At 41.8% G+C, this 15,124-nt stretch carries 9 protein-coding genes; 3 read left to right on the top strand and 6 right to left on the bottom strand.

Annotated features, from left to right (window positions below):
- Nucleotides 1-85: 85 nt before the first annotated feature.
- Both B9A91_RS06135 and B9A91_RS06140 read left to right on the top strand, forming a co-directional pair.
- The gene (locus B9A91_RS06135) at nt 86-1,396 is read left to right on the top strand and encodes an alpha/beta fold hydrolase (RefSeq protein ID WP_084237499.1); all 1,311 of its coding nucleotides are present in this window, start codon (nt 86-88) and stop codon (nt 1,394-1,396) included.
- Between the two features lie 70 nt (nt 1,397-1,466).
- A complete protein-coding gene (locus B9A91_RS06140; RefSeq protein ID WP_084237500.1) occupies nt 1,467-1,826 on the top strand; it encodes a response regulator transcription factor in 360 nt (119 codons plus the stop codon).
- A 57-nt stretch (nt 1,827-1,883) separates the two neighbouring features.
- On the opposite strand, the gene B9A91_RS06145 is transcribed toward B9A91_RS06140, so the two are convergent.
- From B9A91_RS06145 to B9A91_RS06160, 4 genes are all read right to left on the bottom strand, one after another.
- Complete coding sequence (locus B9A91_RS06145) at nt 1,884-3,341, bottom strand: TolC family protein (RefSeq protein WP_084237501.1); 1,458 nt, start codon at nt 3,339-3,341, stop codon at nt 1,884-1,886.
- Entirely contained in the window at nt 3,313-6,504 is a 3,192-nt protein-coding gene (locus B9A91_RS06150; protein ID WP_084237502.1) for an efflux RND transporter permease subunit, read from the bottom strand. Before B9A91_RS06150 ends, B9A91_RS06145 begins: the two co-directional genes overlap by 29 nt.
- A 21-nt stretch (nt 6,505-6,525) precedes the next feature.
- A complete protein-coding gene (locus B9A91_RS06155) occupies nt 6,526-7,608 on the bottom strand; it encodes an efflux RND transporter periplasmic adaptor subunit (protein WP_084237503.1) in 1,083 nt (360 codons plus the stop codon).
- A 120-nt stretch (nt 7,609-7,728) separates the two neighbouring features.
- A complete protein-coding gene (locus tag B9A91_RS06160) occupies nt 7,729-8,127 on the bottom strand; it encodes a hypothetical protein (protein WP_144008875.1) in 399 nt (132 codons plus the stop codon).
- A gap of 130 nt (nt 8,128-8,257) precedes the next feature.
- Between B9A91_RS06160 and B9A91_RS06165 the strand changes: the two genes are divergently transcribed.
- Nucleotides 8,258-9,880 (top strand): Na+/H+ antiporter, encoded by a 1,623-nt coding sequence (locus B9A91_RS06165; protein WP_084237505.1) that lies wholly within the window; start codon nt 8,258-8,260, stop codon nt 9,878-9,880.
- A gap of 62 nt (nt 9,881-9,942) precedes the next feature.
- On the opposite strand, the gene B9A91_RS06170 is transcribed toward B9A91_RS06165, so the two are convergent.
- Nucleotides 9,943-11,745, bottom strand: a complete 1,803-nt coding sequence (locus B9A91_RS06170; RefSeq protein WP_144008876.1) for a SusD/RagB family nutrient-binding outer membrane lipoprotein — start codon at nt 11,743-11,745, stop codon at nt 9,943-9,945.
- A gap of 17 nt (nt 11,746-11,762) precedes the next feature.
- Nucleotides 11,763-15,089: a SusC/RagA family TonB-linked outer membrane protein gene (locus B9A91_RS06175; protein WP_084237506.1), complete on the bottom strand. Its 3,327-nt coding sequence runs from the start codon at nt 15,087-15,089 to the stop codon at nt 11,763-11,765.
- Nucleotides 15,090-15,124: the final 35 nt, after the last annotated feature.

Consider the following 15,124-nt stretch of genomic DNA (forward strand, 5'->3'; position numbering starts at 1 on the left):
TGGCAAAAATAGCAATTAGTTTGTGTAATGCAAATAAATATTAAAATATGATGCTAACTTTGGTTTTGAACCATATTCCAGTTACATGAAGAAAATAATTTTATTGTTTGTTGCCCTTTTAATTTCATCCGCCTCCTTTTCTCAGGGAATCTTAAATCTGCTCGGACGGTCACAGGATTTGTTTAAGCTATTTTCAGAAGATAAGTTTACAGAAGCTTATGGCTATTTCGACCCCGCTTTTCAGGCTAAGGTTACCGAAACCAATATGAAGGAACTTTGGACCAAGCTTGGAGAAAAGCTAGGCAAAATGGAAAGTGCTGATGTTATTAACAGTAAAACTGAGGGTGATTTTTACACTGTTGTGGTAGAAGTAAAATTTACCAATGATACCCAGAACTTTTTATTGGCATTTAATAAAGCCGAAAAGATAGTCGGACTTTTTCTTCAACCAAAGACATCGGCTAACTACACTCCACCCGTGTACGCTGATACCACATTGTATAAGGAAAAGGAAATTTATGTTAAAACTGCAAAACACAACCTTGTTGGCATGCTAACCAGCCCTAAAAAGGGAGCCGGTTTTCCGCTTGTTGTGCTGGTACACGGATCTGGCCCGCAGGACATGGATGAAACATTTGGACCGAATAAGCCTTTGAAAGACCTTGCATTGGGGCTTGCGGCCAAAGGGATTGCCAGTATCCGCTACGTAAAAAGAACGAAAATATATCCGGGCGATTTTTCTGGTCCCTTTACCGTAAAGGAAGAAGTTATGGATGATGCCCTCGCGGCCGTAGCTCTCGCAAGAACAATACCTGAAGCGAATAAAAAACAATTATACCTGTTTGGGCATAGCCTGGGCGGCATGCTGGCCCCACGTTTGGCTTTGCTAGCCCCGGATTTAAACGGGATTATACTGGCAGCCGCACCGGCCCGCACGTTAACTGATATTATTGTTGAACAAAATAAGTACATGTTCAGTCTTGCAAAAGATACAAGTCAGGCCGGAAAACAAATACTGGATAGCGTAGTGAAGGAACTGGATAAAACCCGGATCACCAAACTTGGCAGCATAAAAGCAGATTCCGCTTTACTAGGACTGCCAGCGGCTTACTGGGCAGATTTGAACAGCTATAATCAGGTTGAAACGGCAAAAAAACTGAAACAACGTATCCTTATTGTACAAGGCGGCTACGATTTTCAGGTTTCAGTAACCGATTATAATTTATGGAATACTGCTCTTGGTAAGAAAAAGAATGCAACACTTAAGTTGTACCCCGACCTTAATCACCTGCTAAGCCCGCAAAAAGAAAAAGGAACTACACAACAATACGAAGTTCCGGCAAGCGTATCTCCAACCCTGGTAAACGATATTACTGCCTGGATAAAAGCCAAATGATAAAAAATTGAATTTATGGCAAAATTGTTGCTGTTGAAATGATCTGATTAAACATTAAACAAAGTTAATTATGATCAAAAGAATACATGTGCTTGAAGATGACGAAGATATCCGATACATTATCGGGGTTCTATTGAAAGATGAAGGTTATGAGCTACAGCTTTCATCATCATTTAGTGAACTAAAAAGTAAACTGAAAGATTCCGTACCGGATTTGTTTATTTTAGATGTAATGCTGCCCGACGGAGATGGTACAGATATTTGTACGGATCTTAAGACCGACCATTTTACTAAACATATTCCCATCATTGTCATGTCGGCAAACGACAAGAACAAGGAAAAGAGCCTTGCTGCCGGGGCCAATGATTACGTAAGCAAGCCTTTTGATATAGATTATATTGTAAAAAGGATCAAAAACCTTTTAAACTAAGGCCATACCTTATTAAAAAGCCTCCAGAAAGTTAGACACTTTCCGGAGGCCTTTTATTTACTTCCAACCTCCACCTAAGCTCTTATAAATATCTACTACTGTACTCAGCTGTTTTTGTTTAGCCTCAATCAATTCCATTTTGGCATCAAGAGCATCTCGCTGATTCAAGAGCACCTCAAGATAATCTGCTCTTGAATTTTTAAACAACTGATTAGCGATATCAATCGACTGATCTAAGGCAAGCGTTTCTTCAGATTTCAATTTATAATACTGATCTATATTCTTTACTTTGGACATTAGGTTTGCAACATCCAGATAGGCATTCAATATCGTCTTATCATATTCATACAACGACTGAATCTGTTTGGCATCTGCTGTCTGAAAATTGGCCTTTATCGCACTTTTGTTGATAAGCGGCCCTGCCAATTCTCCGGCAAGGTTATAGGCCATAGATTCAGGTATTTTCACCAAATAAGACGGTTTAAACGCTTCCAACCCCAGTGTTGCGGAAATTTCCAGTGAAGGATAAAATTCTTTTCTTGCTGCTTCCACATCAAGTTTTGAAGATTTTAATTCCAGTTCAGCCTGCTTAATGTCCGGACGGTTAGCCAACAGCTGTGATGGAATCCCGGTATAAAATGTCTGCGGAATGGTAGACATGAAGCTTTCCTTCGTTCTTACAATAGGCTGCGGGTATCTTCCCAGAAGAACATTGATCCCATTTTCCTTTTCAGTAATTTCCTGACGGATGGTATAAGCTGATGCTTTCGATTTGGCCAGTTCTGCCTCAAACTTCTTTACAGCCAGCTCTGTAGCTGCAGCCGTCTGCTTCTGTATTTTAGAAATTTCCAGGGCTCTTTCCTGAAGTTTGATATACTGCTGCATAATATCCAGCTGGTTATCGAGTGCCAGTAATTCGTAATAACTATCGGCCACTTCTTCGATAAGATTTGAAAGCACAAAATTTTTCCCTTCCACCGTAGACAGGTAATGGGCAACAGCAGCTTCTTTTTCCGCTCTTAATTTTTTCCAGATGTCGATTTCCCAATTCGCCATTAATCCACCTTCAAAATTTCCAAGCGGGTCCGGCATTTCTTTTCCAGGTTCAATATCCGTAGTCGCATCTCCTGCGCCTTCACTGGTATAACGACCGGCTTTATTTACTCCTGCTCCTAGTTTTGCAGCTACTGTAGGACTTAATTTCCCTTTTTTATAAAGAACCCCGCTTTTGGCAATCTCAATTTCCTGTAGCGTGATCAGTAGTTCCTGATTGTTTTTCAGCGCTGTTTCGATTAAACTTACGAGGTTCGGATCGGTAAAAAACTGCCTCCATGGAGTCGTTCCACTGTTTGCGTTGACATCCTGCAGCTCTCCCTGATTAAAGTTCTGGGGAAGGTTTTCTTTTACAGCATCTCTTACAACAGTTGCCATTGGTGCTTTGCAACCAGCCACAACAAGTGATAGCGCAATGGCTATTATTATTTTTCTAGTCTTCAAATTTTCCATCATGTTCATAAGGTTCAGTTTGTTCTGTTAACGGACTTTCTTCTTCATATCTTGCCAATCTCGATTTGTCCGCAATTGTTCCGAAAATATAATATAGCCCAGGAATAATCATCAGCCCGAAAATGGTCCCTATCAGCATCCCTCCAGCCGCTGCCGTTCCAATGGTCCTGTTCCCTACAGCCCCCGGCCCAGTTGCCATTACCAATGGAATTAAGCCGGCAATAAACGCAAAAGAGGTCATCAAAATAGGGCGGAAACGGATAACCGCTCCTTCTATTGCAGCTTTGGCCACCGGAATGCCTTCTTCTGCTTTCTTCTGAACAGCAAATTCCACAATCAATACAGCATTTTTACCCAAAAGCCCAATGAGCATAACCATCGCGACCTGTGCATAAATGTTGTTTTCCAGCCCTAAAAGTTTTAAACTCAGGAAAGCACCAAAAATCCCCATCGGCAACGAAAGAATTACCGGTAAAGGGAGAATAAAGCTTTCATATTGGGCGGAAAGAATCAGATAAACGAAACCCAGACATACGAGGAATATAAATACTGCCTCATTCCCCCTGCTTACTTCATCTTTTGAAATACCCGCCCAATCAATGCCAAACCCTCTGGGAAGTGTTTTATCGGCCACTTCCTGAATTGCTTTAATGGCCTGTCCGCTACTATATCCCGGCGCTGGTGTACCACTTACCTCGGCCGAATTATACATGTTATGTCTGGTAATTTCAGATAAACCATATACTTTTTCGAGTTTCATAAAATCTGAATAGGGCACCATCTGTTCTTTATTATTTTTTACATACAGCTTAAGCAGGTCGCTCGGCAGTGCACGATATTGCGGCCCAGCCTGCACAATTACTTTATAAGGCCTGTCGAAACGGATAAAGCTTGTTTCATAGTTGGATCCAATCAGTGTAGAAAGGTTATCCATCGCATTTTCTATCGTAACACCCTTCTGCTCTGCAAGATCATTATCTACCCTAAGCATATACTGCGGAAAACTTGCAGAATAGAATGTAAATGCAGAACCCAACTCCGGGCGTTTTTTAAGCTCTTTTACAAAGTCATTACTTACCTTCTCCATTTTCTGATAATCCCCACTCCCTGCTTTATCCAGCAAACGTAGCTCAAAACCTCCTGCGGCACCATATCCAGGAATGGAAGGTGGCTGGAAAAACTCGATATTTCCTCCCGGAATATTTTTAGCTTTTTGCTCAAGCTTTTCTATGATTTCGGCTGCAGATTCTTTGCGTTCCGCCCAGCTTTTCAGGTTAATCAAACAGGTACCTGAGTTTGATCCTGTACCTTCCGTTAAAATTTCGTACCCTGCCAGTGAAGACACGGACTGCACCCCATCGATATCTTCTGATGCGCTCAGCAACTCTTTTGCAATCTGATTGGTCCTTTCCAGTGTTGATCCCGGAGGCGTCTGGATGATGGCATAGATCATCCCCTGGTCCTCGCTCGGAATAAATCCGGAAGGAAGAGAATTGCTTAAAAAGAATGTACATGCACAAAACACCAGTAACAAGGGTAATGTTACCGCCTTTTTTTTCACTACCTTATTTAAAAATTGCTCATATCTTCCAGCTCCTCTGTTGAACATGCTATTGAATTTATCGAGGAACATTAGGATTGGCGTTCTTTTTTTCGCTTTCCCGTGATTGTTTTTCAGGATCAGGGCACATAACGCTGGAGTTAATGTCAGGGCCACAACTCCCGAAAGAATAATTGCAGATGCCATTGTAATGGAAAACTGACGATAAAAAACCCCAACCGGACCCGACATAAATGCGATAGGAATGAATACAGATGCCATTACCAGGGTAATTGCGATAATCGCTCCACTAATTTCGTGCATAGCCTCTTCAGTTGCTTTTAACGGAGACAGGTGCTTCTCTTCCATCTTAGCGTGCACAGCTTCAATCACCACAATTGCATCATCAACGACGACCCCAATTGCCATTACCAGCGCAAAAAGCGAGATCATATTTAATGTAATTCCGAAAGCAGACATAACGGCAAATGTTCCTACCAACGAAACCGGAACCGCTAAAGCAGGAATCAATGTTGAACGCCAGTCGCCCAGGAAAAGGTAAACGACCACAGCCACCAGGATGAAAGCTTCAAACAAGGTATGAACAACCTTTTCAATGGATGCATCCAGGAATCTGGAAACGTCATAGCTGATGTCATAATGCATTCCTTTCGGGAAAGTGTTTTTCTGAAGATCAGCCATCAGTGTTTTTACATTTTTGATCACATCACTTGCATTGGAACCGTAAGACTGTTTTACGGTGATTGCAGCTGAGGGCTTTCCGTTCAATGTTGAATAAATATCATACATCGACGAACCGAATTCTACATCAGCCACATCTTTCAGCCGAACAAACTCGCCATCTGACTTGGCTTTCAGGATAATATTTCCGTAGTCTTTTTCATTATTGAAACGACCTGGATACTTCAAAATATACTCAAATGATTGCGAACGTTTTCCTGAACTTTCGCCGATTTTCCCCGGAGAAGCTTCTAAACTCTGTTGATTTAAAGCTTCCATCACCTCATCAGCTGAAATGCTGTAAGCTGTGAGCCTATCAGGCTTTAGCCATATACGCATTGCATATTCACGGGTACCCAGGATATCGGCAAAACCGACACCACTTACCCTTCTCAACTCAGACATTACATTGATATCTGCATAGTTGAAAAGGAATTTCTGATCGGCTTTAGGGTCATCGCTGTACAGGTTGATGTACATCAACATATTTGGCTCTTCACGGGTAATTTTCACGCCTTCACGAACCACCAGCGGCGGCAGTTTGTTCACTACCGATGACACCCGGTTTTGAACGTTTACGGCTGCCACATTAGGGTCTGTTCCAAGGTCAAATACAACCTGTATGGAAGCTTCCCCGTCGTTTCCTGCGTCGGAGGTCATATACTTCATTCCCGGCACGCCGTTTAAACCTCTTTCCAGGGGAATAACCACTGATTTAATTAACAATTCATTATTGGCCCCCGGATACTCCGCAGTAATGTTTACTTTCGGAGGAGAAATAGAGGGAAACTGTGTTACCGGAAGTTTTACCAGCGACAGAATTCCCATAAATACGATAATCAATGAGATTACGATTGACAGAACAGGTCTGCGAATGAATTTCTTAAACATATTACTTCATTTTAAAGAACACTACTCTGCTTTTAATTTCAATGATTGAATAACTTTTCTGGGATCCTGGAATTTCGTCCGTACTTTCTGGTCATCTTTTACCTTTTGTACGCCTTCAAGAAGAATTTTATCGTCAGCAGAGATTCCTGATGCCAATACATATAAATCCGGCAGTTCATACGCCACCGCTATATTTTTAGATCTTGCAACTCCCTTTTTATCGACTACAAAAACATATTTCTGATCCTGAATTTCATAGGTTGCTTTTTGAGGAATGATCAATGCATTTTTAAGCGGCAAGGTCATTCGTACTTTTCCCGTTTCTCCGTTTCTGAGTAATTTATCTGGATTCGGAAACTTCGCCCGGAAAGCAATGTTTCCGGTTTCATTGTCAAATTCACCTTCAATGGTTTGGATCTCTCCTTTTTGAGGAAGCGCTTCACCATTGGCCATAATCAAGGTTACTTCCTTACTTCCCCTGTCGGCAGCATGCATCTGGTAACTTAAATATTCTGGTTCGGAAACATTAAAATAACTGTAAACATTGGCATTATCCGATAAGGATGTCAATAGATCGCCTTCATCTACCAGGCTTCCCAGTTTTAAAGGAATTCTATTGATTACCCCAGAAAACGGGGCCTTGATATCAGTGAAGGACAAATGGATCTGAGCCAGCTTCATTTCTGCGTTTGCCGCATCCAGCTTTGCTTTTGCCATTGCTCTTTCATTTTTAGAAACAATGTTATTGTCTGCCAATGTGCTGGAATTTCTCAGCTCAATACTGGCCTGTTCTACTTCAGCCTTAGCTTTTAACAACTCTGCCTGGTATAACTGTGGCATGATTCTGAACAATGATTGTCCGGCATGAACATACTGTCCCTCATCTACATAGATATTTTGTAAATATCCTTTTTCCTGCGCCCTGATTTCTATGTTACGGACCGATCTGATCTGTGAAACATATTCTTTGGTAAACGAGGTATCAATCCTTAGCGGGTTGGTTACAGCATATTCACTGGCTTCTTCTTCTTTTTCTTTTTTAGACACGCAGCCTGCATGGCACAATAAAGCACACAGGCTCATGAGCACTATAATTTTCTTCATGTTTATGAAATGGTAATTTTTAATTCGATGATCCGGAATCAGGGATTCCTTTTTTGAACGGGATTTATTTCAGCCTGCAGCAAGGGACAAAAACCCAGGGCTCAGCTGAAACCAGAAAGATCATAACCTCAATACCCTTTGAAGAATGTATTTGGGAGAGCTGGTATAGGAGAGGTGTTTGCAGAATGGCAAACGGTTCTTTAAATAATTATAGAAAAAAAATAAAATGGACACATAGGCCAGTGTAATAAAGTACTTTGCCTGAAACAGGAATTTCCTGCCTGAAACCAATTCTTCGTCTTCATCTTCAACACTGATGAAGTCCTCTTTTTTTTCGTTGAAACTGCTGTGTCTAACTTGTGCAAAATCCCTGATATTCCCGAAGCTTGGTAAAGCGGATTTTTCAGCTCTTTGCACAGTAGAATGACTGCTGCTATGATGCCCGCCTGCATAAAGTGCAGCATGCCCCCTTAAAAGTAAGAAGCACAGGAACAACAAGAATAACATTGCAGGTCTCATATTGGCCGCAAAAATAATATTAGACCTGAAAGTTAAAATGAATTTCCACCTTTAAACCGTCAGAATTTTGTCAATATTTTAATTGAGCCTCCGGCACCTCCTTTTTAAGCAAAATTTCTATTTTTAGCCTATGGTACACAATGAGCAGACAGTACACTCCAACCTTCTTTTAATTCTTGCGCTTTTCTTTGCTATGGCTTTGCTTTTTTTGCTCAGTCAGCGCTGGAAAATCTCTTATCCGATCTTTTTGGTTATAGGCGGGCTGGCCATTGGCTTTATTCCCGGTATGCCGGTTATCAATATTAACCCCGACATCGTATTTCTTATTTTTCTTCCACCACTGCTTTTTGAAGCAGCATGGTATACTTCCTGGAACGATTTCTGGAAATGGCGGCGTTCTATCTTTTCACTGGGTTTCGCCCTTGTGCTTATGACCTCACTGGCCATTGCTTATTTTTCGGCAAGCATTATCCCGGGTTTTACACTTGCACTGGGCTTTTTACTGGGCGGCATCATTTCACCGCCGGATGCAGTAGCAGCAACCTCGGTATTAAAAGGGGTAAGCATGCCCAAAAGAGGGCTCACCATACTGGAAGGCGAAAGCCTGGTAAATGATGCGGCTTCATTAACTGTCTTCAGGTTTGCCCTTGCTGCCATCTTAACCGGGCAGTTTGTATTTCAAAAAGCAGTAACCAATTTTATAATCCTTGCCGTAATGGGCGTAGTTGTGGGCCTTGTGATTGCCCATATCCTTTATTTTGTATTGAGATACTGGGCAAAATCTTCGAGCATCACCACTCCTATTACCCTGATAGCCCCGTACCTGATGTATATTGTTGCAGAAGAATTCCAATGGTCGGGTGTACTTGCTGTAGTTAGCGGTGGATTGTTCCTATCCTTCCGGTCTGCAGATTTCTTAAACTACCATACACGCATACAGGCAAAGGAAGTATGGGCTACCCTTGGCTTTCTGCTGAATGGCTTTGTTTTTATCCTTATCGGACTGGAACTGCCAGTAATTGTAGCCGGACTGGAAGGTTATTCTATGAATGAGGCCATCAAATATGCCTTAATGATCAGTGCGATTGTGATCGTCACTCGGATTGTCCTGGTATACGCATCGGCCTTTATTCCCCGTTTTTTGAGCGCACGCATTCGCAGAAAAGAGCGGAGCCCAGGGTTAAAATTGCCCTTCATTGTAGGCTGGGCTGGCATGCGGGGCGTAGTTTCACTGGCTTCTGCCCTGGCCATACCGCTGACCTTAAATAATGGCGAGGCATTTCCACACCGCAACATGATCCTGTTCATCACCTTTGTGGTGATATTGATTACCCTGGTATTCCAGGGGCTCAGCCTTCCCATATTTCTCCGTATGCTGAAAGTAGAGGAAGTAGATGAAATTGTACCGGAAGACGAACAGATTGAAGCCATCCGTTTGCAGCTGGCCAAAGAATGTGTCGGTTACCTGGACAACAATTACAGCAACGAGATGAGCAAGTTTGAGACTATTGCGCGCATTAAGGAACAACTGGAAAGGAGCATCAGGGCTACAGAGCGGACACTCCTGGAACAATCTCAAAAAGAAGAGGTGACATCAGTAAGAAAACTGTACCGTGAAATTATGCTGGAGTTGATTGATCTGAGAAGAAAAGGTCTGAAACGGCTTAAAGCTACGAAAAAATACGACCACGAGGTATTGAGGAATATGGAAGACAACCTTGACCTGGAAGAGTCAAGGTTAAATAAACACTAGTCTTTTAAAAATCAAAGCCCTGTATGGGAACAGGGCTTTGATGTTATACTAATCTACAAAGTTTACTGGTAATTGTAATTATCCCAATAAGGCTTAACATTCCGTTTTGCCGCAGGTACCCAGAAAATAGGTGAAGTGAAATTGTCCTCAGCACGAACCTTCAGGTAATTTTCTGTATTCGTTTGTTGCTCACTGCTCGGATATTTCAACCTTTCAGGCATAGGCTTCATCACTTTGGCATTAAAGGTCATTGGCTCTAATTTAGGATGTCTTGTTCTTCTCAACTCAGCCCATAACTCGTAAGGTCCCATTAAGTTCAGATGCAAATACTTCTGCTGCATCAGTACCTCCATCTGGTCTTCCAGGTTACCCTGCGCATTAAACTGCGTTCTTATAGTATTAGCATAAGTATCCACAATGGCAGGACTAGGTTTAGGCGGATGAAGTAATGGCCTGCTGATTTCGTAAGTACTTAAAGCGTTAACCGTATACCAGAAGTTAGTCGAATTTACAATTGCATCTTTAATGTGATCGCCTGGGGTTTTACCAGTAGTTCCCAGATTTTTGAGGGAGATTTCCGCTAAAAGCAAATCCGTTTCAGCCAATGACATCATGTAAATTGGAAACTTTCTGTTTAATGCAAATGTTGCCCAATTATATAAGGATTTTGAATTCTGAATAAAAACCTGATTAATGTCACCTGTAGACGGTGTACCTGTATAATACCTTTCACCAGCAACATAGGCAGGTTTTTGCCCATCTGCATCGTAACTTACCCCCCTGTAATCACCTATCTGAGGTGTCACCGCCAGGTTGCTATATTTGGTGGGCAAAGCAAGTACTGGCAAACGAGGGTCATCAATACCTGGCTCGTAAGCAGGAAGACCTTTGTTTAATCTTTTCATGATGATGTTCGGGATAAAAGTAGCTGGCCAGCCTTCATTTAGTCCCCTGATCCAGGTACCTCCACTCTGCGGGTCATGATCTGTTGCAAATGGAAACGTAAAATCCATAGTCGGCAGGTTGTTTTTCGACAATACATCCTGTATGTGCTGTTTGGCAATAGCTTCTTCTACACCAGAAATCCTTACGGCATATTTTAACCTTGTAGCGTTGATATACTGGAGCCATTTTTGAATATCTCCTTTAAAAGCGATGTCCTGTTGAGCAAAAATAGCTTTACCGGGTATAGACATTTTAGCATAAAGACCTGGAAGTTCTTCATAAGCTTTTTTCATATCGTTCAATACCGATACATACACTTCCTTAGGATCATCATATTTCGCAAAGAAAATTGCTTCGGCACCTCTAAACGCTTCAGAATAGGGAATGCTATTATAGAAATCGACAGTAATTAAGGCTCCTTGCCCTTTTAAAACCGTAGCCAGGGAATAAAAAACAGCATTATCATCCAGCTGCTGCCCCGCCAGGTTTGGCAATTCATTTTTCATAATAGCCCAGTTCCGCATCCCTCTGGCAAAATCATCGCCCTGACCCGTTCCTGCATAATAATCTTTAAACCTGTTGTTCCAGATTTGTCCATCGGCACCAAAAGCAACGTCCCCGGTCAAATTATCAAAATCAGCAAACCAGGGATACCTGTCGGTGATGTAACGCTGTGAAACCTGGGTATAGCCAGCAATACCTAATCCGCCGCTTCCCTGAAGCTCCCACCACCACTCGCCATAATCCTGGATATAGAACTTCCAGGTATATAACATTCCATTAAATAAGCCAGGAAACAAACTTCCCTTGTTGGGGTTAATTTCTGGATTGTGAAATGCATCGTCCAGTTCCTTTTTGCAGGCAGAAGTGAAAATGCTTAAACACAGGCAACAAATTATAAAATATCTTATTGTTTTCATGATTGTAGTTTTAAACGTTAAAAACTCAAATTAAGACCAAGACTAAATGTTCTTGTAGAAGGATAAAATGAATTCTCAATATAGCCTTGCGCACCAAGCGCCGCCTCTGCATCAACATTAGGAAGTGTTTTATGTAAATACCCTAAATTTCTGGCTGCCGCAGTTATGGTGAGCTTTTGCATTTTAAGTTTATCAGATATATTTTTGGGTAATGTATACGACAAAGAGATCTCCCTGAGTTTGATGTAATCATTTTTAAACAACCTGTCTGGTGGCCATGAGGTACTGTTATCACTGATATAGGATTGATAGTAAGTAACAGCTGAAGTGATGATGTCATTTTTCACATAAGTAATATTACCGCCATTATTTACCTCTTTAACACCGTCTAGGATCATACCGTCATGGTACACAACTTTGTCTCTGGCTGTAGCAGGTGCAGGCTGGTTGTGCTGCCATGGAACAGTTGCTCCTGACGTATTATCAATGTAATAAGCCAAACCACCCTGTGACTCATCCCTAAATGGCAATGAGGCTTTGATGACACCATTACCCATCAGGTAATTGTTGGAATAAGAAAACACCGTTCCGCCGAACTTATAATCCAGGCCAATATGAACGTTAAACCCTTTTACAAAAAAATCACTATTTATGCCCCCATACAATTTCGGGTTAATATTACCTAAAGTTTTATATTGCGTATCATCAATCACATAGCCACCACTATTACTCACAATCCTATTCCCGTTCGGATCCCTTTTATAGTCAAACCCTTGGATCTGACCATTAGGTTTTCCTTCTTCAGCAACAGTTCTGATACCTCCGTTGGCGCTAATTACCTGCGTGGTAATTCCACTCGCCAATTTAACAACTTTGGAATACTGATTGGCTGCAGTAAATGACAAATCCCATCGCAATTTCTCTGAATTTAAAGGGCTGCCTTTTAGAAACACCTCAAAACCCCAGTTTTTTGTATTCCCTGTATTAGTATTATACGTACGCCATCCTGACGTAGGGGAGATCTCTAAACCAACTATCTGATTATAAATACTATTGGTATAGAAAGAAAAATCAAGTTCTACACCATGGCTTTTAAACCATTTGCTATCAAAACCTACCTCAAACTCGCGTTTTCTGAATGGTTTGATATCATTAATAAGCAACGCCTTCCTACCGTCTACAACAATGGGGCCATTAGGGTAAGGCAATTGAGATGTTTGGAAACTTGGATCTGCAAAATACCTGTTCCCGGTGGCAATACCTACGTGGCCACCCACATCAGCCCATGCCAAACGAAGTTTTCCGAATTCCATTTTCGGAATATTCAGGGTATTTGAAAAGTTCCAGGAAAAGGATGCCCCTGGATAAAAGTAAGACCTATTCCCAGGTAAAAGTGTAGAACTCCAATCATTTCTGGCCTGTAGTTCCAGATAGTAGGTCCCTTTCCAGGACACGGTTCCTGATCCAAATACACTATATAGTAACTCAGTCCCCCGTGTCAATCCTTGAACTTTGCTACGATTATCTGATCCAGGCCATTTGGTATAATCCGCATTTTCAATTGAATACCAGTCAGGATATATCAGTCCCATTTCACCCGTGCCAACATACATCCTGTTCTCGCTCATTTTTAAATAGCTTCCACCAGCGAAAGCGAAAACATTTAAGTCGTTGGTGATGTCCTTTTCAAATTTAAGCATCGACTGGTATTGCTGTTGTGTGGTATTTCTTTTATTCCAGTTATACTTACCTCCTTGTCTGGAAGGCAGCAATCGTAGGATTTTATTCTCTGTTATGTAATCAGTATTAGTATAATCAAGGGATGCCTGAGAAATTAAAGAAAACTCCTTGTTTAGCTGTAAACTTAATTTCAATGAATTTACAGTGTGAAATTTATTATCTGTGTCACTGTTGTCGTTCTGATCCCACAATATTGACGAAACCTGTCCTGCCCACATACCCGGACTTAAACCTGATAACCCATAAGGTTCAAGATCTCGCTTGTACCCGTCAGCATCACGATAAAATTGTTTCATCCAGTTGTAGTCATAATCGCGGTTTAACCCTGCAGCAACCCAACCCTGGATATTTGGCCTTCTGTTTTTGGTTTTGATGCTGTATAGGTTCGAAACCAACTCAACTGTTGCCAGGGGAGAAATGTTAAAATTACCATTGAAACTGAAGGTATTATTTCTTTGATTGAAACCTTGCATTACATCCTTATAGGTATTGTTGGTATAAGATGCCCGCATGCTTCCAAATTGCCCACCACCGGAAACGGCCACATTTGTACGTGGGGAAATCGCTGTACGGAAGAAATCAATAAAATTATTGGGATAAGCCTGGTATGGTCCCATTACACTATCGTAAAGCATTACCGGGCTTCCATCAAGCCTTGGCCCGAAACTAAAACGTGTTATTGGCAGTTTCCTTACCCGGGTTCCCCTTAACATTGTCGAATCGGCTGCTACCAGGCGCTGCGATGTACCACTTCCATACTCATTCTGAAAATCGATGTATGTAAAAGGTTTATCGAAAGTAACCTGCTGGGAAACTGTGATGCCAAAACCTTTGGTCTTTTTGCCGCTTTTAGTGGTAATTAAAACCACACCATTTAAGCCCTGACCACCATATAATACTGTAGCCTTGGCACCTTTTAAGATATCTATCGACTCAATATCCTCTGCGTTGAGATCATTGATACCTGAGCCATAATCGAAAGAATTCAGTGGATCAAAGCCTCTGCTGGCCATATCTGTTTTTTCATCAAATAATGGCACTCCATCAACCACAAACAATGGCCGGTTGGTTGAACCAACAGACAATGTAGCCGCCCCCCTGATGTTTACATTTACTCCACCCGTCGGGCCTCCGGAACCAATATTGATGCCTACACCCGCTGCTTTACCATATAATGCGACAAATGGATTCTGCGGCACACCTGCTTTCACCAAATCATCACCTTTGACCGTAGAAGTAGCATAACCCAAAGCCTTCCTGTCCCTTTTTACGCCCAGAGCTGTAACCAAAACCTCTTCCAGCCCTTCGGCATTGTCAGACATCGTTACATTGACAACAGAAGAAGCGCCTACAGTAACCTCCTTAGTTGCCATACCGATTGAAGAAAACACCAGAACCGCCCCCTCCTTTACAGAAATTGTAAATTTTCCGGAGATGTTTGTCGCGGTCCCGTTTTTTGTACCCTTTTCGGTTACACTTACCCCGGGGAGTGGTAAACCCGAAGATTCAGTTACAGTTCCTGTAACTGGCTTTTGTGCATAGGCCGCTGTTGCCATCAGGAAGAACAGCAAAACGCCCCAACACCTCAAGTAAATTTGTTTCATTGCATTAAGATTTAGAAGTAGTTAATAAAATTTTG

This window comes from Pedobacter africanus, assembly GCF_900176535.1.
Classification (GTDB): domain Bacteria; phylum Bacteroidota; class Bacteroidia; order Sphingobacteriales; family Sphingobacteriaceae; genus Pedobacter; species Pedobacter africanus.

Excerpts from the sequence above, each read along its gene's own strand:
- B9A91_RS06135 (WP_084237499.1), top strand. The coding sequence starts at position 86 with ATGAAGAAAATAATTTTATTGTTTGTTGCCCTTTTAATTTCATCCGCC.
- B9A91_RS06140 (WP_084237500.1), top strand. The coding sequence starts at position 1,467 with ATGATCAAAAGAATACATGTGCTTGAAGATGACGAAGATATCCGATAC.
- B9A91_RS06145 (WP_084237501.1), bottom strand. The coding sequence starts at position 3,341 with ATGAACATGATGGAAAATTTGAAGACTAGAAAAATAATAATAGCCATT.
- B9A91_RS06150 (WP_084237502.1), bottom strand. The coding sequence starts at position 6,504 with ATGTTTAAGAAATTCATTCGCAGACCTGTTCTGTCAATCGTAATCTCA.
- B9A91_RS06155 (WP_084237503.1), bottom strand. The coding sequence starts at position 7,608 with ATGAAGAAAATTATAGTGCTCATGAGCCTGTGTGCTTTATTGTGCCAT.
- B9A91_RS06160 (WP_144008875.1), bottom strand. The coding sequence starts at position 8,127 with ATGAGACCTGCAATGTTATTCTTGTTGTTCCTGTGCTTCTTACTTTTA.
- B9A91_RS06165 (WP_084237505.1), top strand. The coding sequence starts at position 8,258 with ATGGTACACAATGAGCAGACAGTACACTCCAACCTTCTTTTAATTCTT.
- B9A91_RS06170 (WP_144008876.1), bottom strand. The coding sequence starts at position 11,745 with ATGAAAACAATAAGATATTTTATAATTTGTTGCCTGTGTTTAAGCATT.
- B9A91_RS06175 (WP_084237506.1), bottom strand. The coding sequence starts at position 15,089 with ATGAAACAAATTTACTTGAGGTGTTGGGGCGTTTTGCTGTTCTTCCTG.